This is a genomic window from Paracoccus sp. P2 (assembly GCF_046335115.1).
GTDB classification, from domain to species: Bacteria; Pseudomonadota; Alphaproteobacteria; order Rhodobacterales; family Rhodobacteraceae; genus Paracoccus; species Paracoccus pantotrophus.
The window spans coordinates 50185-77140 of the sequence record NZ_JBGOSN010000003.1 but is presented as its reverse complement, the minus strand read 5'-3'; the positions used below and the strand labels follow the sequence as shown (position 1 = coordinate 77140).

The following is a 26956-nucleotide window of genomic DNA, read 5'->3' as shown; positions in this document are numbered from 1 at the left end:
TGCTATACCTAGCCGTGAACACGCGCCGGAACCTTGACCCAAATCAAATGCCACATGACGCCGCCCTCTGTGCGACGCAGCAGCCCTGCGAAATCTGCCCCATCCGGTATCGGGCCGTCTGCGCGCATTGCGAAGGCGACGAGCTGGCCGAGCTGGAGGGCATGAAATTCTATCGCCGCTACGAGGCGGGGCAGGTCGTGGTCTGGGCCGGCGACCGCTTGGATTTCGTGGCCTCGGTGATCGCCGGCATGGCCGGGCTGACCCAGCAGCTCGAGGACGGGCGCACGCAGATGGTCGGCCTGCTGTTGCCCAGCGACTTCCTGGGCCGTCCAGGGCGCGAGATGGCGGCCTATACCGTCACCGCGACCAGCGACCTGATGCTGTGCTGTTTCCGGCGCAAGCCCTTTGAAAAGCTGCTGATCGACAATCCCCGCATCGCCAGCCGGCTGCTGGAGATGACGCTGGACGAACTGGACGCCGCCCGCGACTGGCTGCTGCTGCTGGGCCGCAAGTCGGCGCGCGAGAAGATCGCCTCGCTTCTGGTGATCCTGGCCCGGCGCGAGGCCGCGCTGATCAAGCGCCGGCCCGAAGGCCGCATCGCCATCGAACTGCCGCTGACGCGCGAGGCGATGGCGGATTACCTGGGCCTGACGCTGGAGACCGTGAGCCGGCAGATGAGCGCGTTGAAGCGCGAAGGCGTGATCGAACTGGACGGCAAGCGCCGGGTGATCGTGCCCTCCTTCGTGCGGCTGGTCACGGAAAGCGGCGACGATTCGGACGGTGGGCCGCTGAGCTAGGGGGCGCCCGCGGCCGTGTCCCCGAGGGTTGTGCCCCGGAGAGGATCCGGGGCATCGGCCGGGCCGGTCAACGGGCCATCAGCACCGGCAGCTGCGCCTTTTCCAGCATGTTGCGGGTCGCGCCGCCCAGGATCGCCTCGCGGAAGCGGGAATGGCCGTAGGCGCCCATCACCAGCATGTCGGCGCCGATCTCGGTGGCGCGGCGGTTCAGGATGTCGCTGACCAGGGGCTGGGTGCGGGCCAGGACCGCGATTTCCGCCCTGACGCCGTGGCGCGTCAGCATCTGGCACAGCGCCCCGCCGGGATCCGATCGCTCGGGGCCGCTGGGCGAAGGGTCGATCACCGTGATCTCGACGCTGTCGGCGGCGATCAGCAGCGGCAGGGCGCGGCGCACGGCGGCCAGGGCCTCGTTGGACTGGTTCCAGGCGATCATGACCTTCCGGCCGAAGGGTTCCTTCAGCGCCTCGGGCACGATCAGCACCGGGGCCGCGCCCTCGAACAGCGCCGCTTCGGTCACGGCCTCGGCATCGGCGGGCGCGCCCTCGCCATAGGGGCGGTTCAGCACCACGAGGTCGGAATAGCGCGCGCGCATGCCGACCAGCGTCGAAAGCCCGCCGACCTGCGCCACCGCGGAATCGACGGACCAGCGGATGTCCTCGGGGTCGAGCCGGTCGCGGACCCTTTCTTCAAGCTCGCCGGCCGCGGCCACGGCCTTGTCGATGGATTCCTGGAACACATAGGCCGACGCGCCTGCATAGTAATAGCCGCTCTGGGTGTGATCCACACCCATGCAGAACACGTCGAGATGCGCATCCTCGCGCCGGGTCATGGCAATGGCCGAATCCAGCTGCTTGTGCTGATTGGCATCGGTCAGAACGGTCAGGATGGTCTTGTAGCCCATGGGCCCTCTCCTTTCGGGGTTCGGCGGCGAGTTTCACCTGCATCCGGCGGGATCGCAATCGCTGACGGCGGCCGGCTGCGACATCCTGTCCGGATATTTGGGAATTTTACACCTATCCAGAACGGACAGATTGACGCAGATCAAAGTCTCACGAAACCGTGTGACGTTAAGAGGAAAGCTGTCGAAGCCGCGGCCCGTCGCATGCGATGCGAATCGGCCGCCTTCGGCGCAGGATGAAGGACACGAACTTAATGTTGGACACCATCAAGCTGATCGCGCTTGGCACGATCGCGGTATTGGCCGCGATCGGCGCCAATTACGCGCGACCCGATGATCCCGCCTATCTCGTGAATGCCCTGATCGTCATGCTGGCGGCGGGCATCATGTTTCTGCGGGTGCTGCGCCAGATGGGCAACGAGCAACCCTCGCTCGAGCCGCATCCCGAAACGCAATACATGGACGACGTGGTCCGGGCCGGCGTGATCGCCACCGCGCTGTGGGGCGTGGTCGGCTTCCTGGTCGGGGTGATCATCGCCTTTCAGCTGGCCTTCCCGGCGCTGAATCTCAGCGACCTTACCGTGGGCTATACCAATTTCGGCAAGCTCAGGCCGCTGCATACCTCGGCGGTGATCTTCGCCTTCGGCGGCAACGCGCTGATCGCCACCTCGTTCTACGTGGTGCAGCGTACCTCGGCGGCGCGGCTCTGGGGTGGCAATGCCGCCTGGTTCGTGTTCTGGGGCTACCAGCTGTTCATCGTATTGGCCGCGACCGGCTATATCCTGGGTGCCACCCAGTCCAAGGAATACGCGGAACCCGAATGGTATGTGGACTGGTGGCTGACCGTGGTCTGGGTCGTCTACCTGGCCGTGTTCCTGGGCACGATCCTGAAGCGGAAAGAACCGCATATCTATGTGGCGAACTGGTTCTACCTGTCCTTCATCGTCACCATCGCCATGCTTCACATCGTCAACAACCTGGCGATCCCGGTCAGTCCCTTCGGCTCGAAGTCGGTGCAGCTCTTCTCGGGCGTGCAGGACGCGATGACGCAATGGTGGTACGGCCACAACGCGGTGGGCTTCTTCCTGACGGCGGGCTTCCTGGGCATGATGTATTACTTCATTCCCAAGCAGGCCGAACGCCCGGTCTACAGCTACAAGCTGTCCATCATCCACTTCTGGGCGCTGATCTTCCTCTATATCTGGGCCGGTCCGCACCACCTGCACTATACCGCGCTGCCCGACTGGGCCTCGACGCTGGGCATGGTGTTCTCGATCATCCTGTGGATGCCCAGCTGGGGCGGCATGATCAACGGGCTGATGACGCTGTCGGGCGCCTGGGACAAGCTGCGCACCGACCCGGTGATCCGCATGATGGTGGTGGCCGTCGGCTTCTACGGCATGGCGACCTTCGAAGGGCCGATGATGTCGATCAAGGCGGTGAACTCGCTGAGCCATTACACCGACTGGACCATCGGCCACGTGCATTCCGGCGCGCTCGGCTGGAACGGCATGATCACCTTTGGCGCGCTCTACTATCTGGTGCCGCGTCTTTGGGGGCGTGAGCGGCTTTACTCGACGGGCCTGGTCAGCTGGCATTTCTGGCTCGCCACCATCGGGCTGGTGCTCTACGCGGCCTCGATGTGGGTCTCGGGCATCATGGAGGGGCTGATGTGGCGCGAGGTCGACGCCCAGGGCTTCCTGGTCAACGCCTTCGCCGACACGGTGGCCGCGAAATTCCCGATGAACGTGGTGCGGGCATCCGGCGGCGTGCTTTACCTGATCGGGGCGCTGATCATGTGCTACAACCTGTGGGCTACCGTCGCCAAGCAACCCAAGACCCATGCGACCACGGTCGCGGTCCCGGCAGAGTGAGGACGGATCATGGCCATTCTTGAAAAGCACAAGGTTCTGGAAAAGAACGCCACGCTGCTGCTGGTCTTTTCCTTCCTTGTCGTGACCATCGGCGGCATCGTCGAGATCGCGCCGCTGTTCTACCTGCAGAACACCATCGAGAAGGTGCAGGGCATGCGGCCCTATACGCCGCTGGAGCTGAAGGGCCGCGACATCTATGTCCGCGAGGGCTGCTATGTCTGCCACAGCCAGATGATCCGCCCGATGCGCGACGAGGTCGAGCGTTACGGCCATTACAGCCTGGCGGCCGAATCGATGTACGACCATCCGTTCCAATGGGGCTCCAAGCGGACCGGGCCGGACCTGGCCCGCGTCGGCGGCCGCTATTCGGACGAATGGCATATCGACCACCTGGTGAACCCGCAGAAGGTGGTGCCGGAATCGATCATGCCGAAATACGGCTTCCTGCTGGATCGCCAGATCGACCCCTCGAACATGGCGCAGCGGCTGAAGACCGACGCGCTGGTCGGCGTGCCCTATGACGACGAGATGATCGCCGCGGCGGTCAGCGATTTCGCCGCCCAGGCCGACCCCGATGCCGATGCCTCGGGGCTGGAGGAACGCTATCCGGGGGCGCAGCAGCGCAATTTCGACCGCCGTCCCGGCGTGTCCGAGATGGACGCCCTGATCGCCTATCTCCAGGTCTTGGGCACGATGGTCGATTTCTCGACCTTCGAACCCGATCCGAACCGCTGAGGCCGGCCATGGACAGGTATTCCTTCCTGCGCGAACTGGCCGACAGCTGGGTTCTGCTGCTGCTGGTGCTGTTCTTCCTGGGGACGATCGTCTTCGCCCTCAGGCCGGGCTCGCGCCCGCTGCATCGCGATGCGGCCGAAAGCATCTTCCGCAACGAGACGACACCCGCAGCGGCGGGCGAGAAGGAGGTCGAGTGATGGCCGATAGCGACGACGAGCACACCAGCCCGCAAAATCCCGACAATCGGATCGAGCTGGAACGCCAGGCCGCCGACAAGGCCCACAAGGCCGAGATCCTGGCCCATCCGCCCGAGGGCCCCGAGGGGCCGCTGCATCCTCCGGTCACGCCTCGGCCGGGCGCCACCCGCGTCGTGCGCGACCGCAAGGGCGGGCGCAGGGTGGTCGAAGTGCCCTCGACCGGGCACAGCTGGGATGGGATCGAGGAATATGACAACCCGCTGCCGCGCTGGTGGCTGTGGACCTTCTATGCCACCATCATCTGGGGGGTGTTCTATTTCATCGCCTATCCCGCCATTCCGCTGGTGAACGGTGCGACCCGCGGCCTTCTGGGCCAAAGCTACCGCTCCGACGTGGCGGCCGAGATCCAGCGTTTCAACGATGCCAATGCCCCGATCCAGGCCAAGCTGGTCGAGACGCCGCTGGAGGAGATCGCCGCCGACCCGGAACTGGCAAACTATACTGCCAATGCCGGCGCCGCGATCTTCCGCACCTGGTGCGCGCAATGCCACGGCTCGGGCGCGGGGGGCGCCGCAGGCTATCCCTCGCTGCTGGACAACGACTGGCTCTGGGGCGGAACCTTGGAAGAGATCCACACCACCGTCATGCATGGCATCCGCGATCCCAAGGACGGCGATACCCGCTATTCCGAGATGCCGCGCTTCGGCACCGACGACTTGCTGGACAACACCCAGATCAGCCAGGTGGTGCATCACGTGCTGGAACTGGGCGGACTGCCTCATGACGCGGCGCTGGCGGCCGAGGGGGTGGAGCTGTTCGCCGACAACTGCTCGTCCTGCCATGCCGAGGACGGCACCGGCGACCGCGCGCAGGGCGCGCCGGACTTGACCGATGCGGTCTGGCTCTATGGTTCGGACCCGGCGACGATCACCCGGATCGTGCGCGACGGACCTTTCGGCGTGATGCCGGCCTGGAGCGGGCGCCTGTCCGATGCCGACATTGTCGCCGTCGCCGCCTATGTCCACAGCCTCGGCGGTGGCGAGTAACGGATATTCAGATCCGTGGCCGGGAAACCGGCCCCGGTGGCACCGGCCCCCCGTCCTGTTCGCGCGTTTCCAAGGGGGGCCGGTGTTCTTATCAAACGCAGGGCCTGGTTCCGGCGCAAGCCCGGCCGGGCCGGTTTTCTTATGCGGATGCGACAATTCGGCCCATGTTCCCCGCATCCCGTCTCGCTATGCTCGGTCAGCCCGCGCTTGACGCAGATCAATGCGTCGCCGCCGCCAGGCTCTATACCCGAGCCACGCGCAACAGGAGCCAATCATGTCGCATCCCGACATCGACCCGCCACGCCTTTATGCTGCCCGAGAGCCGATCTTTCCCCGCCGGGTCCATGGCTGGTTTCGCAACCTGAAATGGATCATCATGGCGGTGACGCTGGCGATCTATTACGTCACGCCCTGGATCCGCTGGGACCGCGGTCCGGCCATGCCCGACCAGGCGGTGCTGATCGACCTGGCCAACCGCCGCTTCTATTTCTTCTGGATCGAGATCTGGCCGCATGAATTCTACTTCGTCGCCGGCCTTCTGGTCATGGCGGGGCTGGGGCTTTTCCTGTTCACCTCGGCCCTGGGGCGGGTCTGGTGCGGCTATGCCTGCCCGCAGACGGTCTGGACCGACCTTTTCCTTCTGACCGAACGCTGGGTCGAGGGCGACCGCAACGCCCGCCTGCGGCTGTGGAACGCTTCCTGGGACTTGCGCAAGCTGCGGCTGCGGCTGACGAAATGGACGATCTGGCTGCTTATCGCGCTGGCGACCGGCGGCGCCTGGATCTTCTATTTCACCGATGCGCCGACGCTCCTGGGCAATCTTCTGCGCGGCCAGGCCCATCCGGTCGCCTATATCACCATGGGCATCCTGACCGCGACCACCTTCGTCTTCGGCGGCTTCGCGCGCGAGCAGATCTGCGTCTATGCCTGCCCCTGGCCGCGCATCCAGGCCGCGATGATGGACGAGGACACGCTGACCGTCGCCTATCGCGAATGGCGCGGCGAGCCGCGCGGCAAGTTGCACAAGGGCGAGGCGACGAAATCCGACGGCGGCGCCAAGGGCGATTGCATTGACTGCATGGCCTGCGTGAACGTCTGCCCCATGGGTATCGACATCCGCGACGGCCAGCAGCTGGAATGCATCACCTGCGCGCTGTGCATCGACGCCTGCGACGAGGTGATGGACAAGATCGGCAAGCCGCGCGGGCTGATCGACTACATGGCGCTGAAGGACGAGGCCGCCGAGCGGGCGGGCGAGACACCGAAGCCGGTGCTCAAGCATATCCTGCGCCCGCGCACGATGCTGTATTTCACCCTCTGGGCCGGGATCGGCGTCGCGCTGGTGGTGGCGCTGTTCCTGCGCTCGCCCTTCGACCTGAACGTGACGCCGGTCAGGAACCCGCTTTACGTCACCATGGCCGATGGCGCGATCCGCAACACCTATGCGCTGCGGCTGCGCAACAAGCAGGGGGCCGAGCGCGACTTCACCGTCTCGGTCGTCGGTCCCGACGGCACCGTGCCGGCGGGCGTGGACCTGACGCTGGAGGGGCTGCCGGCCGCCGATCTCCATGTTGCGGCGGACAGCACCCATACCCAGCGCGTCTATATCACCGCCGAAAAGGGCTCGGCCCTGGCCGAGGCGGCGCAGAGCGAGTTGACGCTTTGGGTCGAGGATGCCACCGATGGGAGGAAGTCCCGTATCGACACCGTCTTCCACGGAAGGAGCGAATAGATGCCCCGCGAACTGACCGGCCGCCATGTGCTGATCGTCACCCTGGGCGCCTTCGGCACCATCATCGCCGTCAACCTGTTCATGGCTTTCAAGGCCGTGGGAACCTTTCCCGGGCTCGAGGTCAAGAACAGCTATGTCGCCTCGCAAAGCTTCGACCGCGACCGCGACGCGCAGGCGGCGCTGAACTGGACGGTGACGCCGGAATATGACGGCCGCGAGCTGGTGCTGGCGATCCGGGACGGGCAGGGTCTTCCGGCGCCGGTGCAGGGGCTCGAGGTGACGGTGGGCCGCCCGACCCATGTGCGCGACGACCAGCGGCCCGAGTTCACCTATTCCGGCGGGCTGTTCCGCGCGCCGCTGGTGCTGGAGCCGGGAACCTGGAACATCCATCTGGCCGCGACCGCGCCGGACGGCACGGTCTTCCGCCAGCGCATCGACCATTACCACGGCAACCGGGTGAACTGAGATGTCCGACGCCGCGCTGCACGACCACGACGCCCGACTCTCGGCCTGTCCGGCCTGCGACGCGGCGCCGCTGGCGCAGCGTATCGCCGCGGGTGGGGGCGGGCAGGAGGACATCGTCCTGTCCCTGCCGACGATCCATTGCGCGACCTGCATCACCGATGTCGAGCGGGTGCTGAACCGCCATCCCGGCGTCAGGGATGCGCGGGTCAACCTGACGCTGCGCCGCGTCACCGTGGACGCGCCCGGCATGAGTGCCGAGGAGCTGATCCCGGTGGTCGAGGGCATCGGTTACGAGGCGCATGAGCTTGACCCCGCCGCGCTGTCGGCCAGCGCCGCCGACCGCCAGGGCCGCGACATCCTGATGCGCATCGGCGTGTCGGGCTTTGCGATGATGAACATCATGATCCTGTCGGTTGCGGTCTGGTCGGGGGCCGAGGCCGCGACGCGCGACATGTTCCACTGGATTTCCGGCGCCATCGCCCTGCCGACCGTGGCCTTCGCCGGCCAGCCCTTCTTTGCCAGCGCCTGGCGGGCGCTCAGGCATGGGCGGCTGGGCATGGACGTGCCGATCTCGCTGGCGCTGGTCCTGGCCAGTGCGATTTCGGTCTATGAGACGGCGCAATCGGGCCATCACGCCTATTTCGACGCGGCGGTGATGCTGTGCTTCTTCCTGCTGATCGGGCGCTACCTGGACTATCGCACCCGCGCCGTCGCCCGCTCCGCCGCCGAGGAGCTGACCGCGCTGGAGGTGCCGCGCGCCTTCCGCGTCACTGCTGCGGGTGACGAGCCGGTGCCGGTGGCCGAGCTGCGCCCCGGCGACCTGATCCGCATCCGCCCCGGCGCCCGCATCCCCGCCGATGGCGAGATCGCCGAGGGCAGCAGCGAGATCGACCGCTCGCTGCTGACCGGAGAAAGCATCCCGGTTCCCGCCCGTCCGGGCGTCGCGCTTTCGGCGGGCGAGGTGAACCTGACCGGCCCGCTGGTCATGCGGGTGACGGCCGCCGGGCGCGACAGCTCGCTGGCGCGGCTGACGGCGCTGGTCGCGGCGGCGGAATCGGCGCGCGGCCATTACACCGGGCTTGCCGACCGCGCCTCGCGGCTTTATTCGCCGCTGGTGCATCTGCTGGCCTTTTGCAGCTTTCTCGGCTGGTATTTCGCGACGCATGACCTGCGGCTGGCGGTGAACGTCGCGGCGGCGGTGCTGATCATCACCTGTCCCTGCGCATTGGGCCTGGCGGTGCCGGCGGTGGTCACGGCTGCCTCGGGGCGGCTGTTCCGGCGCGGCATGCTGATCAAGGACGGCACCGCGCTGGAGCGCCTGGCCGAGGTCGATGCCGTGGTCTTCGACAAGACCGGCACCCTGACCATGGGCGTGCCGCAACTGGTCTCGCTGGACCCGATCCCGGTTGCGGCGCGGCCCCTGGCGCTGGCGCTGGCGCAGGGATCGGGGCATCCCTTGTCGCAGGCGCTGGCCCAGGCGCTGCGCGAGGCCGGCACCGAACCTGCCGCATTGCAGGATCTGCGCGAGGTGCCGGGCTATGGCATCGCCGGGATCTGGCAGGGGCGCGAGTTGCGGCTGGGCCGGGCCGACTGGCTGGGGGCCCGGCATGGCGAGGCGACCCTGTCGGCAAGCTGGCTGTCGCTGGGTGATGAGGGGGGGCAGGGTGCGCCGATCCGGCTGGAGTTTTCGGACCGGCTGCGGCCGGGGGCCGAGGCCTGCGTGGCCCGGATTCTCGCCTCGGGCCGGCGGGTGATGCTGCTTTCGGGCGATGCGGCGCCGGTGGTCCGGGATCTGGCGCAGCGGCTGGGCATCGTGGAATGGCGGGCCGGCGTCACGCCCGTCGAAAAGGCCGAGGCCCTGCGCCAGCTGCGGCAAGAGGGCCTGCATGCGCTGATGGTCGGCGACGGGTTGAACGACACCGCCGCCCTGACCGAGGCGCATGTCTCGATCTCGCCCGCTTCGGCGCTGGATGCGGCACGCACAGCCTCGGACATGGTGCTGATGGGCAGCGATCTGGCCCCGGTGGCCGAGGCGCTGGAACTGGCCCGCGGCGCCCGCGCCCGGATCAAGGAGAATTTCGCGATCTCGCTGATCTACAATATCGTCGCGGTGCCCGTCGCCATCGCCGGCTTTGCCACGCCGCTGATGGCGGCACTGGCCATGTCGCTGAGTTCGATCAGCGTGACGTTGAACGCGCTGCGGCTGCGATAGGGAGGAAGCATGGAAATCCTGGGCCTTCTCATTCCGGTTTCCCTGGGCCTTGGCGGGCTTGGCCTTCTGGCCTTCATCTGGTCGCTGCGCGGCCGGCAATACGACGATCCGAAAGGCGATGCCGAGCGGATCCTCAGCTCCGAATGGGACGACCGCCCCAAGCCCTGACGGCCGCGGCGCGGTCACGGCCTTGTTGGCTTGCATTGCCGGCGGCGAAAGGCCAATCAGGCGCCACCCAACAGACAGGTGAGCGATGGCCAGCCCCGCCCCGTTTTCGCGTTACGAGTTCATGATCGCCTGGCGCTACCTGCGCGCGCGCCGGGCCGAAGGCGGGGTCAGCGTGATGACCTGGATCAGCCTGATCGGCATCACCCTGGGGGTGATGGCGCTGATCGCCACCCTGGCGGTGCGCGCGGGCTTCCGGGCCGAGTTCGTCGACACCATCCTGGGCGCCAATGCCCATAGCACGGTCTATTACGCCCCCACCCAGATCTATAACGAGCTGACCGAGGAGACCTATGTCACCCCCGGCCGGGTCGAGGATTACGATGCGCTCGCCGCCAGGATCATGCAGATCCCCGGCGTGACCCGCGCTGTTCCGGCGGTCCGCGCGCAGGTCATGGCGCGGCAGGGCGATGCGGCCTCGCTGGGCGATGTCTACGGCATCACGCTGGATGCGCTCCGGGGCATGTCGGGCATCGCCGATCCCCAGAGCGCGCTGGGGAATCTTGACGATTTCGACCGCGGCATCGCCATCGGCATCGGCATGGCGCGCGACCTGGGCCTGGGCGTCGGCGACCGGCTGCAACTGGTCGCCCCCGAGGGCGCCAAGACCCCCTTCGGCACCACCCCCAGGGTCGAATCCTTCGAGGTGGTCTATATCTTCTCGGCCGGGCGCTACGACGTGGACAAGGCCCGCATCTACATGCCCATGGCCGAGGCGCAGGCCTTCTTCAACCGCGAGGGGCAGGCCGACGAGATCGGGGTCTATGTCGCCGATGCCGAGCGCATCGACGACTGGACCATGCCGCTCTTGCAGGCTGCGGGCGAGCGGGCGCAGGTCTGGACATGGCGCGACGCTTCGGGGTCGTTCCTGGCCGCGCTCGACATGGAGGATGACGTGATGTTCATCATCCTGTCGATCCTGGTGCTGATCGCCTCGATGAACATCACCTCGGGGCTGATCATGCTGGTCAAGAACAAGGGCCGCGACATCGGCATCCTGCGCACCATGGGCCTGACCGAGGGCTCGGTCCTGCGGGTCTTTTTCCTCTGCGGGGCCTTTACCGGGGTGATCGGCACCATTGCCGGCGTGGCTCTGGGGGTGGCCCTTTCGCTCAATGTCGATCACATCATGGCGGCGCTGAACGCGCTGACCGGCGGCAATGCCTGGCAGCCCGAGGTGCGCGGCATCTATCACCTAACGGCGGACCTGCGGGCCTGGGATATCTTCCGCGCCGCGGCGCTGTCGCTGGCGCTGTCCTTCGTCGTGACCATCTTTCCTGCGCGCCGCGCCGCGCGCATGAACCCGGTGGAGGCGCTGCGCTATGAGTGATATCCTGGTTCTGGAAGGGATTTCCAAGACTTACGGAATCGGCGGCCCCGCGCCGGTGCCGGTGCTGGACGGGCTGTCGCTGCGGATCGCGCGGGGCGAGGTCGTGGCGCTGGTCGCGCCCTCGGGCGCCGGGAAATCGACGCTGCTGCATATCGCCGGCCTTCTGGACACGGCCGATTCGGGCCGGGTGCTGCTGAACGGCCGCGACATGGCCGGGCAAAGCGACCGGGCCCGGACCGAGGCGCGGCGCGAGGAGCTGGGCTTCGTCTATCAGTTCCACCACCTGCTGCCCGAGTTCTCGGCGGCGGAGAACATCGTGCTGCCGCAGCTCGCCAATGGTATTTCGCCGACGGCAGCGCATGCGCGGGCGCTGGACCTGCTGGGCCGCGTGGGGCTGTCGCACCGCGCCGACCACCGCCCGGCGCAGCTGTCGGGAGGCGAGCAGCAGCGCGTCGCCTTCTGCCGGGCGCTGGCCAACCAGCCCTCGCTGTTGCTGGCGGACGAGCCGACGGGGAACCTGGACCCGGCGACTTCGGACAAGGTCTTCGACGTGCTGATGGCGCTGGTGCGCGAGACCGGGCTCGCGGCGTTGATCGCCACCCATAACATGGATCTGGCGGCACGGATGGACCGGGTGATCCGGCTGGACGAGGGCGGTGCGGCATGAGCGCAGATGCCGGCCGGCGGTGCATGGCCGGGGGATGCGCGGTGCTTGGCCGCAGCATGGTGACCACGGCTCCAGGCCCGGCGGAGGCTGGGCTTGCGACTAAGTCCGCGCGCCGCGTGCGCAGGCGTAGCGCAGCCCTGCTCGGGCTGCTCTGCCTGCTGCCCGCCCAGGCTGATGCCGACCCGTTCGAGCAATTCGGCACGGCGATGAAATACGGCCTGCCGCTGGCGGCGGCGGTCTGCGCTGCCGACCAGGACCGGCTGGAGGATTTCGCGGTGCGCGGCGTTTTGCAGGCGGCGCTGGTCTGGGGAATGAAGGAATTCTTCGACGGCGCCCCGATCTCGCGCCGCCCTTCGGGCGAGAGCAAGGGCTTCCCTTCGGGCCATACGGCGGCGGCCTTCTTCGGCGCCTCGGACCTGGCCGGAAAATGCTTCGAGGACAGGCCATTGGCCGGCGGTGCCGCCTATGGCGCCGCCGGGCTGACGGGCTGGAGCCGGGTCCATGCCGGCGAACACACTCCGGCGCAGGTGTTCAGCGGCGCGCTGCTGGGGGTTTCGTTCGGCGCTGCGAGCTTCGGCATTGGCAGCGAGGGGGTAAGCTTTTCGTTGGGGATGCGGTTTTGAGCCCTAACCAGGCGTTCGCCTAGACGATGCGGGAAGCTCTTATTACGGCGAAAAAACGGTTACGGTGTTCGGTAGAGCTGCAGCTAGCGACAGGTGTTCTATATTGACCGAGCAAATCTCTAACCTTCTACCTGTCTTCGCTGTCTACCTGATCGCGATTGCCAGCCCCGGACCGAGCACCATGTCAATCATGGGGGTCGCTATGCAGCAAGGCCGTTTGCGCGCGGTTGCACTGGCTCTCGGGGTGGTGACGGGCAGCATGTTCTGGGCAATTCTTGCGGCGAGTGGCATCTCAACGGCGCTTACCGCCTATGCTGGTGCCATGTTTACGATTAAGGTCGCTGGTGGCCTATATCTGCTTTATTTGGCGTGGAAATCCGCACGATCAGCGTTGGCAAGTCATGCCAGTCAAGTGGTTTCCGTCCCATGTGCAGGCAATTGGGCGCTCTATCGTAAGGGTGTGTTGCTTCACCTCTCCAACCCAAAGGCTGTCCTGGGATGGATAGCGATCATGTCTTTGGGGGTGCGTCCTGATGCTCCCTCTCACACCATCCTGATCATGATGGGGGGCTGCGCAATCATGGCTATTGCAGTCAATGTCGGCTATGCTATCGCGTTCTCAACCCGCATCATGGGGTGCGCCTATCAACACTCGCGCCGGTGGATCGAGGGAGTGCTTGCCGCGATCTTCGGGGTTGCGGGCATCCGTATGCTTCTCTCAAGGCCGTAACGGCATCTTCCCGTGCAACGGCAGGAATGTCCGCATGGCTGACAAAGCGATCCCAGCCTTGCCGCTCGTAACGATCCTCTACGCGCGCGACCCGGTCAGGATCACCATCGCCCCAGCACGCAAAGCCCGTCGCCGAGCAGATCCCAGCGCGTCGGCACCTGGCCTTCGGTCAGCCAAAGCCAGCCCAGCGAGGCCGTGACATAGATCCCGCCATAGGCCGCATAGGCGCGGCCGGCGAAATCCGCATCCACCCGCGTCAGGAGCCAGGCGAAAACTGCCAGCGAGACCATCCCCGGAATCAGCCAGAGGGGCGATTTGCCAAGCCGCAGCCAGGCCCAGAAGGCGAAGCAGCCGGCGATCTCGGCCAGCGCCGCCAGGACATAGATCGCCAGCGGTGCGGCCAGGATCACACGTCCAGTTCCTCGGTATCGGCGAACTGGGCATTCTCCTGGATGAACTGGAAGCGCAGCTCGGGCTTCTTGCCCATCAGCCGCTCGACCAGGTCGCCGGTTTCGCCGCCCTCTTCCTCGTCGATCGAGACGCGGATCAGCTTGCGCGTCCTGGGGTTCATCGTGGTGTCCTTCAAGTCCTTGGCGTCCATCTCGCCCAGGCCCTTGAAGCGTTGCACGTCGATCTTGCCCTTGCCGCCCAGGCCCTTGGCCAGCATCGCCTCCTTCTCGGCATCGTCGGCGACATAGACGCGATGGGCGCCCTGCGTCAGCCGGTAAAGCGGCGGGCAGGCCAGGTAGAGATGCCCCTTGTCGATCAGCGGCCGCATCTGCGTGAAGAAGAAGGTCATCAGCAGCGACGCGATATGGGCGCCGTCCACATCGGCATCGGTCATGATGATGATCTTGTCATAGCGCAGGTCGTCGATGTTGAAGCGCGAGCCCATGCCGACGCCCAGCGCCTGGCAGAGATCGGCGATCTCCTGGTTCGAGCCCAGCTTGGACGAGGCCGCACCCAGCACGTTCAGGATCTTGCCGCGCAGGGGCAAAAGCGCCTGGGTGGTGCGCTCGCGCGCCATCTTGGCACTGCCGCCCGCCGAATCGCCCTCGACGATGAAAAGCTCGGTGCCCTCGCGATTGGTGGCCGAGCAATCGACCAGCTTGCCGGGCAGGCGCAGCTTCTTGGTGGCCGACTTCCGGGCGGTTTCCTTTTCCTGCCGGCGCCGCAGCCGCTCCTCGGCGCGCAGCACCAGGAAGTCCAGGATGGCGCCGGCCGATTTCGTATCCGCCGCCAGCCAGTTGTCGAAATGGTCGCGCACCGCGCCCTCGACCAGCCGCTGTGCCTCGGTGGTGGCCAGGCGGTCCTTGGTCTGGCCGACGAATTCCGGCTCGCGGATGAAGCAGGAGACCAGCGCGCAGCCGCCGGCCAGCAGGTCGTCGCGGGTGATCTGCGCCGCCTTCTTGTTGCTGACCCGCTCGCCATAGGCGCGGATGCCGCGCAGGATCGCCGACCAGAAGCCGGCCTCATGCGTGCCGCCCTCGGGCGTGGGCACGGTATTGCAATAGGACTGGATGAAGCCGTCGCGCGACGGCGTCCAGTTGATCGCCCAATCGACCTTGCCGGGCGTGTTGAACTTTTCCTTGAAATCGACGCTGCCGGCAAAGGGGCGGTCAGCATAGGTCGAGGCCTTGCCCAGCACCTCGCCCAGGTAATCGGCCAGCCCGCCGGGAAAGTGGAAGGTGGCTTCCAGCGGCGTCTCGCCGTCGTCGATCTCGGATTTCCAGCGGATCTCGACGCCCGAGAACAGATAGGCCTTGGACTTGACCATGCGTAGCAGCCGCGCCGGCTTGAAGCGGTGATGGCCGAAGATCTGCTCGTCGGCGTGGAAGGTGACGGTGGTGCCGCGCCGGTTCGGGGCGGCGCCGACCTTCTCGACCGGGCCCAGCGGCAGGCCGCGCGAGAAACGCTGCTCGTAAAGCTCGCGGTTGCGGGCGACCTGCACCACCATGCTGTCGGAAAGTGCGTTGACCACCGAGGCACCGACGCCGTGCAAGCCGCCCGAGGTCTGATAGGCGTCGCCCGAGAACTTGCCGCCGGCATGCAGCGTGCACAGGATCACTTCCAGCGCCGATTTGCCGGGGAATTTCGGATGCGGGTCGATGGGAATGCCGCGGCCGTTGTCGCGGATCACCACGCTGAAATCGGCCAAGAGCTCGACCTCGATGCGGCTGGCATGGCCGGCGACTGCCTCGTCCATCGAGTTGTCGAGGATCTCGGCCACCAGGTGATGCAGCGCGCGCTCGTCGGTGCCGCCGATATACATGCCGGGTCGCTTGCGCACCGGCTCCAGCCCCTCGAGCACCTCGATCGAGGATGCCGAATAGCTGTCGGAAGCCTTATCCGCGGCGGGGAAGAGATCGTCGGCCATCGCACCTGCTCGTCTTGTTCTTCTGGGGCGGGGTTATCTCATGCCCGACGGGCCGGGGGCAAGGGAAAGTGGATCAGCCGCCGCCGACCGCAAGGGATGGAGCAATGCGACGATGCATTTGCGACGGTTTCATGAAAAAGCGCGGTTTTCTTGATCGAGGTCAAATCGCCTGCTCGCCGAGGGTGGCATATCCGACGCTGTTATCGAATTGCAGCGTGGTCGGGGCGAATGGAAGGTCATCCGGTTTCTAGTGAGTCCCCGGCCACGCCGCCTGTTAACGGTTTCGCGGGGTCCGGCGCGGCAATGGCAGAGCCACCGCCCCCCCGCCTTTCACCCCTTCGCCTCCGTCCGAGGCCACGGGGCCGAAAAGCTTTCCCAGCCTCGACCCGGATGCGATCCGGTTGGCCTTCGAAAGCGGGCGCTATCCCTATCCGCGCCGGATGGGGCGCGTCGCCTATGAGCGGGAAAAGGCCCGGTTGCAGGCCGAACTGCTGAAGGTGCAGATCTGGGCGCAGGAGACGGGGCAGAAATTCGTCATCCTGTTCGAGGGCCGCGATGCCGCCGGCAAGGGCGGCACGATCAAGCGGTTCATGGAGCATCTGAACCCGCGTTTCGCGCGGGTGGTGGCGCTGAACAAGCCCTCGGAGATCGAGCGCGGGCAATGGTTCTTTCAGCGCTACATCCAACACCTGCCGACCGCGGGCGAGATGGTGTTCTATGACCGCAGCTGGTACAACCGCGCCGGGGTCGAACGGGTCATGGGCTTCTGCTCGCCGGTGGAATACCTGGAGTTCATGCGCCAGGCCCCCGAATTCGAGCGCATGCTGGTTCGTTCGGGCATCCGGCTTTACAAATACTGGTTCTCGGTCACCCGCGACGAGCAGCGGGCGCGCTTCCAGGCGCGCGAGACCGATCCGCTGAAACGCTGGAAGCTCTCGCCCATCGACCTGGCCAGCCTCGACAAATGGGAGGACTACACCGAGGCGAAGGAGGCGATGTTCTTCTATACCGACACCGCCGATGCGCCCTGGACCATCGTCAAGTCGAACGACAAGAAACGCGCGCGGCTGAACTGCATGCGGCATTTCCTGTCGACGCTGGACTATCCCGACAAGGATCCGGCCATCGCGACGGCGCCCGACCCGCTGATCGTCGGCCATGCCAGCCATGTGATCCATTCGGCCGAACACATCCTGGGCTCCTCGCTGCATCCCGACAACCGACGGGCAATGCAGGTGATGGATCCGGTTCCGGGATGAACGCCTGCGGGCGGGCCGGCGATTTGCGCCGGCCGTCGGCAATCCGTCAATCGGCAAGGCTTGGAATGAATTTCCGCGATCCTGGCCAGGGCCTTGTGCAAGCGGCGCAAGGAAGCCGGCAGCGTGGCCGGTTGCAGTGTTCCCAGCGCGGTCCGGCCGCCGGGTTCGGTCCGGCTCCGGCGATCCTGCCGCGGGCCGGAAAAGCCATGTGTCCGATGTCGTATCGAATCGCGCGATCCGCGCCGGGCGGCGCGGGCCTGCCGATGCCTTTCGCACCCGGCCACCGGGCGCGAGAGGCTGCCCCCGCTGTCGGGAGCTGCCGAAAGGGCGGCCGGGACACATCCTGCGCTCGGACAGGCGGGACCGCCCCCCAGCCTGCCGGCCTGGATGATTTTGCCCTATCCAGGGCGCGGCGCGGATGCCGGCCTGCGATCGCTTATTCGGGTTCTGCCAGCCGCTCTTGCCACATCTTGCGAAAGGCGGGACGGGCCTGGCAATCGTCAAGCCAGGCCGCGACGGCCGGGAATTGCTCCATCAGCGGCCCATAGCCCTGGGCATAGCGCAGGATCTCGGCCAGGTTCAGGTCGGCCACGGTGAAGCGGCCGCCGACCAGGTGGCCATGCCGGGCGATGTGATCCTCCAGCACGCGCAAGGGCCGGACCAACCGCTCGGCGGCATGGGCGACCGTGGCCTGGGCCGCGCCGGGCTGGGCCTGGCCCTTGCCGTGGTTGAACAGGATGGCCAGCGCGTCCTGCTCGATGGCGGTGGCGGCGTAGAAGCTCCATTGCAGCATCAGCGCATCCTCGAGGGCATCGGCGGGGCCGAAGGGCTGGCCGTATTTGCGCGCCAGGTGCAGCGTGCAGGCCAGCGATTCCGACAGCACCAGGTCGCCGTCCTGGATCACCGGGATGGCGCCGGCGGGCGAAAGCTTCAGGAAATCCGGCGAATGCGTGTTCAGCGGCGCGTCCGGTGCGTCGGGGTCGGGCAGGCGATAGGCCTGGATCACCGGCACCTGCTTGAAGGGCAGGCCCAGTTCGTGACACAGCCAGATGATGCGCGATGCGCGCGAGCGGGTGACGCCGTAGACGGTCAGCATGGGCCTCTCCTTGATGCGCGGGCAGCTTAGGCGGGTTCAGAGCATCTGGGCAAGATAGCGCATCATGTTGCCGCCCATCACCTTGGCAATCTGCTGGTCGCTCAGGCCCGCATCCAGCAGCGCCTGGGTCAGCGCAGCCAGATGGGCGGCGTCGAAGGGCGCATCGACCGAGCCGTCGTAATCCGAGCCGAGCGAGACATGGTCCTCCCCCACAAGCGCGATGGCGGCCTGGATGCTGCCGGCGATGTCGGCCGGGGTCTTGCCGCAGACCACGTCGGCCCAATAACCGATGCCGATCAGCCCGCCCTTGTCGGCGATGGCCCTCAGCAGCGCGTCATCGAGGTTGCGCGGGCTGGGGCAATGGCCGTGGATGCCGGTATGGGACAGGATCGGCCGGGTGCCGGGGATGGCCAGCACGTCGCGCACCATCTGCGGGCTGGCATGGGCCAGGTCGATGATCATGCGCTTGGCCATCATCTCCTCGACCACTTGCCGGCCGAAGGGGCTGAGCCCGGCGCCGCTGCCGCCTTCGCCATGCAGGCTGCCGCCCAACTCGTTGTCGAAGAAATGCGTCAGGCCCAGCAGGCGGAAGCCGGCACCGTAAAGCACCTGGAGATTGCCGATCTGTCCCTCCAGCGGATGTGCCCCTTCTGCGCCCAGGATGGCGCCCACCGTCTGCGCGCCGTTCTGCCGTGCTTCCAGCAGGGTCTGCAAATCCTCGGCCGAGCGGATCAGCATGAGCTGGTCCGGCGCGCGTTGGGCGGCGTGGCGCAGGGCGGCGGCCTGGACCAGCGCGCGCTCCTTGAGGCTGAACCAGCTGGGCAGGGGGCGCAGCTGGCCGATGAAGAGCGGGGTGATATTGTCCGGCGCCTCGGCCGAGTTGCGGCCATAGTTCTGGCCGCGCGGGCTCTTGGTGACGGTGGTAAAGACCTGCACCGCGACATTGCCCTGCACCAGCCGGGGGATGTCGGTATGGCCGCGCTCGGCATGCCTGAGCAGGTCGCGGTCCCAAAGCAGCGCGTCCGAATGCCAGTCCCCGATCACCAGTCTCTGATGCAATGCCTCGGCCTGGGGCGAGACCGGCCAGCCTTCGGCCGGCATGGTCACGGGGTTCAGCCGCCGCTCGACGAATCCCGGTCCCCAGATCGCCACCACGGCGGCGGCCAGAACCGCGAGCACCGAAAGCCAAAGGATGATGCGTCGGATCATGCGGATCATGCCGCCCCCTTTCCGGTTTCCCGGCAGCATAGGACAGGCCCATGCCGCAGGCGACGGAAAACTGCCCTGGCCAAGGCCGGGAGGAAGCGGGGGCTCTGCCCCCATCCCTCCGGGATTCCCCCGGGATATTTTGACAAGGAAGAACGGCGGAAGAAGCCCTGCTGTTCTTTCTTGTCCAAATATCCTCTGGGGGTCCGGGGGGCGAAGCGCCCCCGGCGCCGCGAGGGTTCAGTCCTCCATGGCCTCGAGCTCCTCGATGAAGCCCTCGATCATCGACAGGCCCTTGTCCCAGAAGGCGGGATCGGACGCATCAAGGCCGAAGGGCGCCAGAAGCTCCTTGTGGTGGCGCGAACCGCCGGCCGCCAGCATGTCGAAATATTTTGCCTGGAAATCGGGCAGCCCGTCCTCATAGGCGGCATAAAGCGCATTCACCAGCCCGTCGCCGAAGGCATAGGCATAGACGTAGAAGGGCGAATGCACGAAATGCGGCACATAGGTCCAGAAGGTCTCGTAGCCCGGCATGAATTCGAAGGCGTCGCCCAGCGATTCCGCCTGCACCGACATCCAGAGCGCGTTGATGTCCTCGGGGGTCAACTCGCCCTTGGCGCGGGCGGCGTGCAGCTTGCATTCGAAATCGTAGAAGGCGATCTGGCGCACCACCGTGTTGATCATGTCCTCGACCTTGCCGGCCAGCAACGCCTTGCGCTGCGCCTTGTCGGCAGTTTTTGCCAAGAGCGCGCGGAAGGTCAGCATCTCGCCGAAGACGCTGGCCGTTTCGGCCAGGGTCAGCGGCGTCGCGGCCAGCAATTCGCCCTGCGCCGCTGCCAGCCGCTGGTGCACGCCATGGCCCAGTTCATGCGCCAGCGTCATCACGTCGCGCGGCTTGCCCAGGTAGTTCAGCAGCACATAGGGATGCACCGTCGTCACGGTCGGATGGGCGAAGGCGCCCGGCGCCTTGCCGGGCTTCACCGCCGCGTCGATCCAGCCCTTGTCGAAGAAGGGCTGCGCCAGTTCCGCCAGCCTCGGCGAGAAGCCGGCATAGGCGTCCAGCACCGTCGCCTGCGCCTCGGCCCAGGGGATCAGGCGCGGGCTTTCGCTGGGCAGCGGCGCGTTGCGGTCCCAGACCTGCAGCTTGTCGAGGCCGAGCCAGCGGGCCTTGAGCCGGTAGTAGCGATGCGACAGGCGCGGATAGGCGGCGGTGACGGCGTCGCGCAGCGCCTCGACCACTTCGGGCTCGACATGGTTTGACAGGTGGCGCGCGGTCTGCGGCGTCGGCATCTTGCGCCACTTGTCCTCGATGGCCTTTTCCTTGGCCAGTGTGTTGTGGATGCGGGAGAAGAGCTTGACGTTCCGGCCGAAGACCTCGGCCAGGGCGCGGGCACCGGCCTCGCGCCGGGCGCGGTCGTGGTCGGTCAGCAGGTTCAGCGTGGCCTCCAGCCCCAGTTCCTCGCCCGCGACGTCGAAGGTCAGGCCGGCCGTGGTCTCGTCGAAGAGCCGGTTCCAGGCGGCGGCGCCGACCACGGAATTGTCGTGCAGGAAGCGTTCCAGCTCGTTCGAGAGCTGGTAGGGGCGCATGGCGCGCATGCGGTCGAAGACCGGCTTGTAGCGGGCGGGACCGTTCGGGGCTGCGAAGATTTCCTCGTAGCGCGCGTCGGGGATGCGGTTGAACTCCAGGCTGAAGAATACGAGCTTGGTCGTTGCCGCGGTGATGCGGTCCTGAAGGTCGCCCATCTGCTTGGCGCGGGCCGAATCGGTGGTGTTCTGGTAATAGCGCAGCCCGGCATAGGACATGACCCGCCCGGCCAGGATGTCGATCTCCTGGTAGCGTTCGATGCATTCCAGCATCTTGCCGGCGTCGAGCGAGGCCAGCTTGCCGTCGTAGTCGCGGGCGAAGATGCAGCAGGCCCGCTCGACCGCCTCGATGTCGCGGGCCAGTTCCGGCGAATCGGGTGCGGGATAGAGATCGCCCAGTTCCCATTCCGGCAACGCGCCCAGATCGGGGGTTTGGGCCGGGACAGGCAAGGCATTCTCGTCTCGCGGCAGGACGCGGTCCAGGGGGCTGCGGGCAGAAATCGTCATGATCGCTCCTTTCGTGTGCTCAACATGTGACCTCTGAACCGTCTGGCTGCAAGCCATGCGATGTGCCGGGGCAGGGGCGTCGGCCCGATTCAAGGCGCGATTCAGGGCGTGGTGGCGGCGCCGAAATAGGCGATGGCGGCGTCCAGGAAGCGGCTGCGGACCGGGTCGCGCTCCATCATCGGCTCGTGCCGGCAATCGGCCAGTTCCAGCAGCCGGGCGCCGGGCCAGGCGGCGGCGCGGTTGCGGATGGCCTGGGCCGAGACGACCCGCTCGCAATCCCCCAGCGCGATCAGCGCCGGCAGCGCGGGCGGGGGCAGCGCGGCCAGGCGCCGGCATTCCAGCAGCGCCGCGCGCAGCCAGTCGTTGCTGGCGCCGCCGACCGAGATGTCGGGCCAGGCCGCGGCCTCGGCCACCAGCCGGCCCCAGCGCCGGCCGTCATGGGTCAGCAGGTTGTCGTGGAACGGATCCAGCAGCACGAAGCTGTCCTCGCCCCCGGTGCGCGGCGCGGGATGGCCGCCGCGGCCAAGCCGGCTCAGCGTGCCGGCCAGCGCCAGCGCCAGCGCCTCGGGCACGCGGCGCAGGTTGATGCCCCACATCGGCGCCGAGAACACCACGCTTTGCACCGGCAGGCCCGCACCAAGCGCGGCAAGGCCGATGGTGCCGCCCATGGAATGCGCCAGCAGGTGCCAGGGCCGCGGCAGGTCCAGTTCCTGCGCCGCGACCACCAGTTCGACCACGTCGCGCTGGTAATCGGCGAAATCGCCGATATGGCCGGGCCGGGCATTGTCCTGCAACCGGTCGGACATGCCCTGTCCGCGCCAGTCCAGCGCCAGCACGTCCAGCCCGGCGGCGTTCAGCTCGGCCGCGACCTCGGCATATTTCTCCAGGTATTCGGTGCGGCCCGGAAACAGCAGCACCGTTCCCGAGGCGCCGCCCGCCGGCCAATGCGCCGCCCGCAGGCGCACCCCGTCCTCGGCCCGCAGCCAGAAGGCGCGGGCCGTGGGCAGCGGATCGCCGGGCAAGGTGTTGAAGGGCGCCGGCCTCATCGCTCAGGACAGCAGCGCGCCCAGCTTCATCGCCGTGCCCATCGAGCCGTCGACCCGCAGCTTGCCGGTCATGAAGGCGGTGGTCGGGTTCACGTCGCCCGACAGCAGGCCCTCGAAGGTCTCGCGGCTGGCGGTCAGCGTCACCTCGGCCTCGTCATCGGCGGCGCGGGCGCCGTCGGCGTCGATATAGACCGATCCCTCGCCCTCGATGACGAATTTGGCGGTGCCGTCGAAGCCCTTGGCCTTTTCGTCCAGAGCGGCCACGGCTGCCTCGACCACTTTGCTCATTCTCGATCTCCTGTTCTCGTGTCTGGAATTAGACGATGGGGAAAGTTACATGGGGAATATGCTTTTGCCAGTCCCCCATTTCCATCATGCCGTCGCGGCAGCACTTTTCCTGGGGCTGGCGGGGGCCGGGGCCGGCCATGCGCGGCAGGACGGCGCCGCCGCGCCCGATGCGATGCCGGTGCAGGATCTGCCGCTGCCAGAGGATCCGCCGCAAGCCGAAAGCGATGCGCTGCCCGAAAGCCCGCTTTCCGAACCCGCCGCCGCCTCCGAGCCGACCGCCGAGGCGCGGCTGCGCGAGCGCGAAGACCTGGACCTGCTGTTCGCCGAGCTGGCCCAGCCGGGCGGCGAGACCTGGGCGCGGGCCGAGACCGACATCCTGCGCATCTGGTCGCGTTCCGGCTCGGCGGCGATGGACCTGCTCTACAAGCGGGGCGAGGCGGCGCTGGACGCGGGCGATACCGTCACCGCCATCGGCCACCTGACCGCGCTGACCGATCATGCGCCGGATTTCGCGGCCGGCTGGTATCTGCGCTCGGTCGCCTTCTATCTGGACGGCGATTTCGGCCCGGCCATCGCCGACCTGGGGCAGGTGCTGCGGCTGGAGCCGCGCCATTTCGGCGCCCTGACCCAGCTCGGCACCATCCTCGAGGAACTGGGCGACGACCGGGACGCGCTGGTGGCCTTTCGCCGGAGCCTGAAGATCCATCCCCATCAACAGGAGGCGCAGGATGCCGTCCAGCGCCTCGAACGCAAACTGCAGGGCACCGACGCCTGATGAATGACAGATCGCGGGTCACGGCCGTCCTTGGCCCGACCAATACCGGCAAGACGCATTACGCCATCGACCGGATGCTGGCGCATCGCACCGGGGTCATCGGCCTGCCGCTGCGGCTGCTGGCGCGCGAGGTCTATGACCGCATCGTCAAGGCGCGCGGCCCCTCGGTCGTGGCGCTGGTCACGGGCGAGGAGCGGATCGTGCCCGAGCGCGTGCAATACTGGGTCGCCACCACCGAGGCCATGCCCGAGGTCGGGGCCGATTTCGTCGCCATCGACGAAATCCAGCTTTGCGCCGACCCGGAACGCGGCCATGTCTTCACCGACCGGCTGCTGAACATGCGCGGCCTGCATGAAACCCTGCTGCTGGGCAGCGACACCATGCGCCCGGCCATCGCCGCCTTGGTGCCGCAGGCGCAGTTCATGCGGCGCGAGCGATTCTCGACGCTTTCCTGGGCCGGTTCGAAGAAGATCAGCCGCATGCCGCCGCGTTCGGCCATCGTCTGCTTCTCGGTCGAGGAGGTCTATGCCACGGCCGAGCTGATCCGTCGCCAGAAGGGCGGCTGCGCCGTGGTCATGGGGGCGCTGAGCCCGCGCACCCGCAATGCCCAGGTCGCCATGTATCAGCAGGGCGAGGTCGATTACCTGGTCGCCACCGACGCCATCGGCATGGGGCTGAACCTCGACATCCGCCACATCGCCTTTTCCGCCACCGAGAAATTCGACGGCCGCCGCTATCGGCCGCTGTTTCCGCACGAGCTGGGCCAGATCGCCGGCCGCGCCGGGCGGCATACCGAGCCGGGCACATTCGGCGTCACCGGCGATGCGAGCCCCCTGGACGAGGGGCTGGTCGAGGCGATCGAGAACCACCGCTTCCAGCCGATCAGCCGGCTGATGTGGCGCAATGCCGCGCTGGAATTCGGCACGGTCGAGCGGCTGCTGCAAGGACTGGAGACGCAGCCGCAATCGGAATGGCTGGCGCGCGGGCGCGAGGCGGACGACATCCGCGCGCTCAAGGCGCTGTCGGCGATGCCCGAGATCCGCGACCAGGTGACGCATCCGCGCGAGGTGCGGCTGCTCTGGGACGTCTGCCGGATCCCGGATTTCCGCTCGATCTCGGCGGCCGAGCATTCGACGCTGCTGGCGCGGATCTTCGGCTTTCTGCGCGAGGGCAAGCTGCCTGGCGACTGGCTGGAGGGGCAGATCCGCCGCATTGACCGGATTCAGGGCGACATCGACACATTGTCGAAACGATTGGCATATATACGCACCTGGACCTATGTTGCCCAACGATCCGGCTGGGTGTCGGACGAAAGTCATTGGCGTGCCGAGACGCGCGCGGTAGAAGATCGGTTGTCGGACGCGTTGCACGCGGCTCTGACGCAAAGATTCGTGGACCGGCGCACGTCCGTGCTGCTGCGCCGGCTCAAGCAGAAGGAGAGCCTTTTGGCCGAGGTGAATGACAAGGGCGAAGTGACGGTCGAGGGCGAGTTCGCCGGCCGTCTGGAAGGCTTCCGCTTCCACGCCGATCCGAGCGCAACCGGGGACGAGGCGCGGATGCTGCAACGCGCCGCCTATGAGGCGCTGCGCCCCGAGTTCCATCTGCGCGCCGACCGCTTCTACAACGCGCCGGATACCGAGTTGGACTTCACCGAACAGGGCGGCCTGATGTGGGGCGCCTCGGCGGTGGGCAAGCTGGTCAAGGGCGCCGAGGCGCTGAAGCCCGGCGTCGAGGCCTTCGTCGATGAGGAGGCGGGCCCCGAGATCGCCGAGAAGGTGCGCCGCCGGCTGCAGCATTTCATCGACCGTAAGATCGCCACCCTGTTCGAGCCGCTCTTGGCGCTGAAAAACGACGAGACGCTGGCCGGGCTGGCCCGCGGCTTCGCCTTCCGCCTGGTCGAGGCGCTGGGCGTGCTGCCGCGCGAGGGCGTCGCCGCCGAGGTCAAGGAACTGGACCAGGATGCGCGCGGCCTCTTGCGCAAGCATGGCGTGCGCTTCGGCCAGTTCACCATTTTCCAGCCGGCGCTGCTGAAGCCGGCGCCGACCCGGCTGCGGCTGGTGCTTTGGGGGCTGGACCAGGGCCTGTCGGAATTTCCCGAAAGCCCGCCCCCCGGCCTGGTGACGATCCCGAACCTGCCCGACGTGCCCAAGGGCTATTACACGCTCTCGGGCTATCACCCGGCGGGTGAACGCGCGATCCGCATCGACATGCTGGAACGGCTGGCCGACATGCTGCGCGGCCAGGACAGCCGTGGCGGCTTCGAGGCGACGCCGGACATGCTGTCGATCACCGGCATGACGCTGGAACAATTCGCCGGGCTGATGCAGGGCCTGGGTTATCGCGCCGAAAAGGGCGAGAGGCCCAAGGTCCGCGTCGAAACGGCTCCTGCCGCGGCGCCGGCGCCGGAGGAGGCCGATCACGAGCATCCGCTGACCGAGGAAGAAAGCGTGCTTGCCGCCGAAACCCGCGCCAAATGGGAGGCCGAGCAGGCCGCTCGCAAGGCCGCCGAGGCGGAGGCTCAGGCCGAAGCCGGGGATCCGGCCGGGGCAGGGGACGAAGCCGGCGAACCGGCGCCCGAGACCGAGGTGTTCTATACCTTCACCTGGGCGCCGCGCCCCCGCGGCGGCCATCGCCGGCCCGAGCGCGGCGAGCGCCAGGGTCAGGGCCAGGGGCGTCCGCAAGGCGAACGTGGCCCGCGCCGCGAGCGCGAGGCCGGACAGGAGAACCGGCGCGAGGGCAAGCCCTTCGAAGGCAAGCCGCGTGGTGAACGCGGCGACCGACCCGAACGCGGGCCGAAGGGCAAACCCAAGGGCAAGCCGCGCCATGACGGTCCCAAGAGCTTCGAGGCCCGCCCGCCGCGGGCCGAGAAACAGGCCGACCCGGACAGCCCCTTCGCCGTTCTCGCCGCGCTCAAGAACAAGACGTGATCGGGGAAGGCGGCGAAAGCATCAGGCTCGACCGCTGGCTGCATCACGCGCGGCTGTTCAAGACCCGCACCCTGGCCGCCGATGCGATCGGCGCCGGGGGCATCCGGCTGAACGGCCAGCCTTGCAGCAAGCCGGCGCAGGCGGTGCGGGGCGGCGATACCGTCACCGTTTCGGCCCATGGCCGGGTGCGGGTGCTGCGGATCCTGCTTCTGGGCGCGCGGCGCGGCCCGGCCAGCGAGGCGGCGACGCTTTACGAGGAACTCTAGGCAAGGCGGGGCAAAGAACCGGGTTCCGGTCCGCGCCCCTGCGACAGAACGCCATCCCATCCCGGACGGGGCTCGGCCATATCCTCGTCTTTTC

General features: G+C 67.3%; 24 protein-coding genes and 1 pseudogene. 17 read left to right on the top strand and 8 right to left on the bottom strand.

Translation table 11 applies throughout. The features are described from left to right. Positions 1-47 precede the first annotated feature (47 nt). Positions 48-797, top strand: a complete 750-nt coding sequence (gene fnrL / locus ACDP63_RS02730) for a transcriptional regulator FnrL (RefSeq protein WP_024843248.1) — start codon at positions 48-50, stop codon at positions 795-797. Positions 798-864: 67 nt separating this feature from the next. Here fnrL and ACDP63_RS02725 read toward each other — a convergent pair whose 3' ends face one another. Continuing rightward, positions 865-1698, bottom strand: a complete 834-nt coding sequence (locus tag ACDP63_RS02725) for a universal stress protein (RefSeq protein WP_024843247.1) — start codon at positions 1696-1698, stop codon at positions 865-867. A 251-nt stretch (positions 1699-1949) separates the two neighbouring features. On the opposite strand from ACDP63_RS02725, the gene ccoN reads away from it, so the two are divergent. The 12 genes from ccoN to ACDP63_RS02665 all read left to right on the top strand — a co-directional run bounded on the left by ccoN (position 1950) and on the right by ACDP63_RS02665 (position 13531). Then, the gene (gene ccoN, locus ACDP63_RS02720) at positions 1950-3569 is read left to right on the top strand and encodes a cytochrome-c oxidase, cbb3-type subunit I (RefSeq protein WP_024843246.1); all 1620 of its coding nucleotides are present in this window, start codon (positions 1950-1952) and stop codon (positions 3567-3569) included. A 9-nt stretch (positions 3570-3578) separates the two neighbouring features. Next, positions 3579-4304: a cytochrome-c oxidase, cbb3-type subunit II gene (gene ccoO / locus ACDP63_RS02715; protein WP_024843245.1), complete on the top strand. Its 726-nt coding sequence runs from the start codon at positions 3579-3581 to the stop codon at positions 4302-4304. Between the two features lie 8 nt (positions 4305-4312). Further along, the gene (locus ACDP63_RS02710) at positions 4313-4501 is read left to right on the top strand and encodes a CcoQ/FixQ family Cbb3-type cytochrome c oxidase assembly chaperone (protein WP_024843244.1); all 189 of its coding nucleotides are present in this window, start codon (positions 4313-4315) and stop codon (positions 4499-4501) included. Then, a complete protein-coding gene (ccoP, locus tag ACDP63_RS02705; protein WP_024843243.1) occupies positions 4501-5547 on the top strand; it encodes a cytochrome-c oxidase, cbb3-type subunit III in 1047 nt (348 codons plus the stop codon). Before ACDP63_RS02710 ends, ccoP begins: the two co-directional genes overlap by 1 nt. A 274-nt stretch (positions 5548-5821) precedes the next feature. Continuing rightward, complete coding sequence (gene ccoG, locus ACDP63_RS02700; protein ID WP_024843242.1) at positions 5822-7279, top strand: cytochrome c oxidase accessory protein CcoG; 1458 nt, start codon at positions 5822-5824, stop codon at positions 7277-7279. After that, positions 7280-7744 carry a FixH family protein gene (locus tag ACDP63_RS02695; RefSeq protein WP_024843241.1) on the top strand — a complete coding sequence of 155 codons (465 nt, stop codon included), beginning with the start codon at positions 7280-7282 and terminating at the stop codon, positions 7742-7744. It abuts the gene before it with no gap. 1 nt (position 7745) lies between these two features. After that, positions 7746-9956: a heavy metal translocating P-type ATPase gene (locus ACDP63_RS02690; RefSeq protein ID WP_024843240.1), complete on the top strand. Its 2211-nt coding sequence runs from the start codon at positions 7746-7748 to the stop codon at positions 9954-9956. A gap of 9 nt (positions 9957-9965) precedes the next feature. Then, positions 9966-10124, top strand: coding sequence for a cbb3-type cytochrome oxidase assembly protein CcoS (gene ccoS, locus ACDP63_RS02685; protein WP_024843239.1), 159 nt, complete (start codon positions 9966-9968; stop codon positions 10122-10124). A gap of 85 nt (positions 10125-10209) precedes the next feature. Next, a complete protein-coding gene (locus ACDP63_RS02680) occupies positions 10210-11511 on the top strand; it encodes an ABC transporter permease (protein WP_024843238.1) in 1302 nt (433 codons plus the stop codon). Continuing rightward, positions 11504-12178, top strand: coding sequence for an ABC transporter ATP-binding protein (locus ACDP63_RS02675; RefSeq protein WP_024843237.1), 675 nt, complete (start codon positions 11504-11506; stop codon positions 12176-12178). Before ACDP63_RS02680 ends, ACDP63_RS02675 begins: the two co-directional genes overlap by 8 nt. Positions 12179-12294: 116 nt before the next feature. Further along, entirely contained in the window at positions 12295-12801 is a 507-nt protein-coding gene (locus ACDP63_RS02670) for a phosphatase PAP2 family protein (protein ID WP_024843236.1), read from the top strand. Between the two features lie 103 nt (positions 12802-12904). Next, entirely contained in the window at positions 12905-13531 is a 627-nt protein-coding gene (locus ACDP63_RS02665; protein ID WP_036747217.1) for a LysE family translocator, read from the top strand. Between the two features lie 101 nt (positions 13532-13632). Here the strand turns inward: ACDP63_RS02665 and ACDP63_RS02660 are convergent, their stop codons facing one another. Both ACDP63_RS02660 and parE read right to left on the bottom strand, forming a co-directional pair. Next, on the bottom strand, positions 13633-13941 hold the full coding sequence (locus ACDP63_RS02660) for a YnfA family protein (RefSeq protein WP_409927681.1): 309 nt from the start codon (positions 13939-13941) through the stop codon (positions 13633-13635). Then, complete coding sequence (gene parE / locus ACDP63_RS02655) at positions 13938-15908, bottom strand: DNA topoisomerase IV subunit B (protein WP_024843233.1); 1971 nt, start codon at positions 15906-15908, stop codon at positions 13938-13940. The genes ACDP63_RS02660 and parE overlap by 4 nt, the downstream gene beginning before the upstream one ends. Positions 15909-16267: 359 nt before the next feature. Between parE and ppk2 the strand changes: the two are divergent. Further along, positions 16268-17167 (top strand): annotated as a pseudogene (gene ppk2, locus ACDP63_RS02650) (polyphosphate kinase 2); the annotation flags it as partial. Between the two features lie 436 nt (positions 17168-17603). Here the strand turns inward: ppk2 and ACDP63_RS02645 are convergent. The 5 genes from ACDP63_RS02645 to ACDP63_RS02625 all read right to left on the bottom strand — a co-directional run bounded on the left by ACDP63_RS02645 (position 17604) and on the right by ACDP63_RS02625 (position 22894). Beyond that, positions 17604-18263 carry a glutathione S-transferase family protein gene (locus ACDP63_RS02645; protein WP_024845179.1) on the bottom strand — a complete coding sequence of 220 codons (660 nt, stop codon included), beginning with the start codon at positions 18261-18263 and terminating at the stop codon, positions 17604-17606. Between the two features lie 36 nt (positions 18264-18299). Further along, on the bottom strand, positions 18300-19481 hold the full coding sequence (locus ACDP63_RS02640; protein WP_024845180.1) for a dipeptidase: 1182 nt from the start codon (positions 19479-19481) through the stop codon (positions 18300-18302). Between the two features lie 228 nt (positions 19482-19709). Then, on the bottom strand, positions 19710-21560 hold the full coding sequence (locus ACDP63_RS02635) for a M3 family oligoendopeptidase (protein WP_024845181.1): 1851 nt from the start codon (positions 21558-21560) through the stop codon (positions 19710-19712). 101 nt (positions 21561-21661) lie between these two features. Next, entirely contained in the window at positions 21662-22606 is a 945-nt protein-coding gene (locus ACDP63_RS02630; RefSeq protein WP_024845182.1) for an alpha/beta hydrolase, read from the bottom strand. Positions 22607-22609: 3 nt separating this feature from the next. Then, entirely contained in the window at positions 22610-22894 is a 285-nt protein-coding gene (locus ACDP63_RS02625; protein WP_024845183.1) for an SCP2 sterol-binding domain-containing protein, read from the bottom strand. A 49-nt stretch (positions 22895-22943) separates the two neighbouring features. Here ACDP63_RS02625 and ACDP63_RS02620 point away from each other — a divergent pair, with 49 nt between their 5' ends. Genes ACDP63_RS02620 through ACDP63_RS02610 form a run of 3 tightly spaced genes read left to right on the top strand, consistent with a single transcriptional unit; the run spans position 22944 to position 26862 of the window. Beyond that, entirely contained in the window at positions 22944-23669 is a 726-nt protein-coding gene (locus ACDP63_RS02620; protein ID WP_028709880.1) for a tetratricopeptide repeat protein, read from the top strand. Then, positions 23669-26596 carry a helicase-related protein gene (locus ACDP63_RS02615; protein ID WP_028709881.1) on the top strand — a complete coding sequence of 976 codons (2928 nt, stop codon included), beginning with the start codon at positions 23669-23671 and terminating at the stop codon, positions 26594-26596. Before ACDP63_RS02620 ends, ACDP63_RS02615 begins: the two co-directional genes overlap by 1 nt. Next, a complete protein-coding gene (locus ACDP63_RS02610) occupies positions 26593-26862 on the top strand; it encodes an RNA-binding S4 domain-containing protein (RefSeq protein ID WP_024845186.1) in 270 nt (89 codons plus the stop codon). Before ACDP63_RS02615 ends, ACDP63_RS02610 begins: the two co-directional genes overlap by 4 nt. Positions 26863-26956 lie beyond the last annotated feature (94 nt).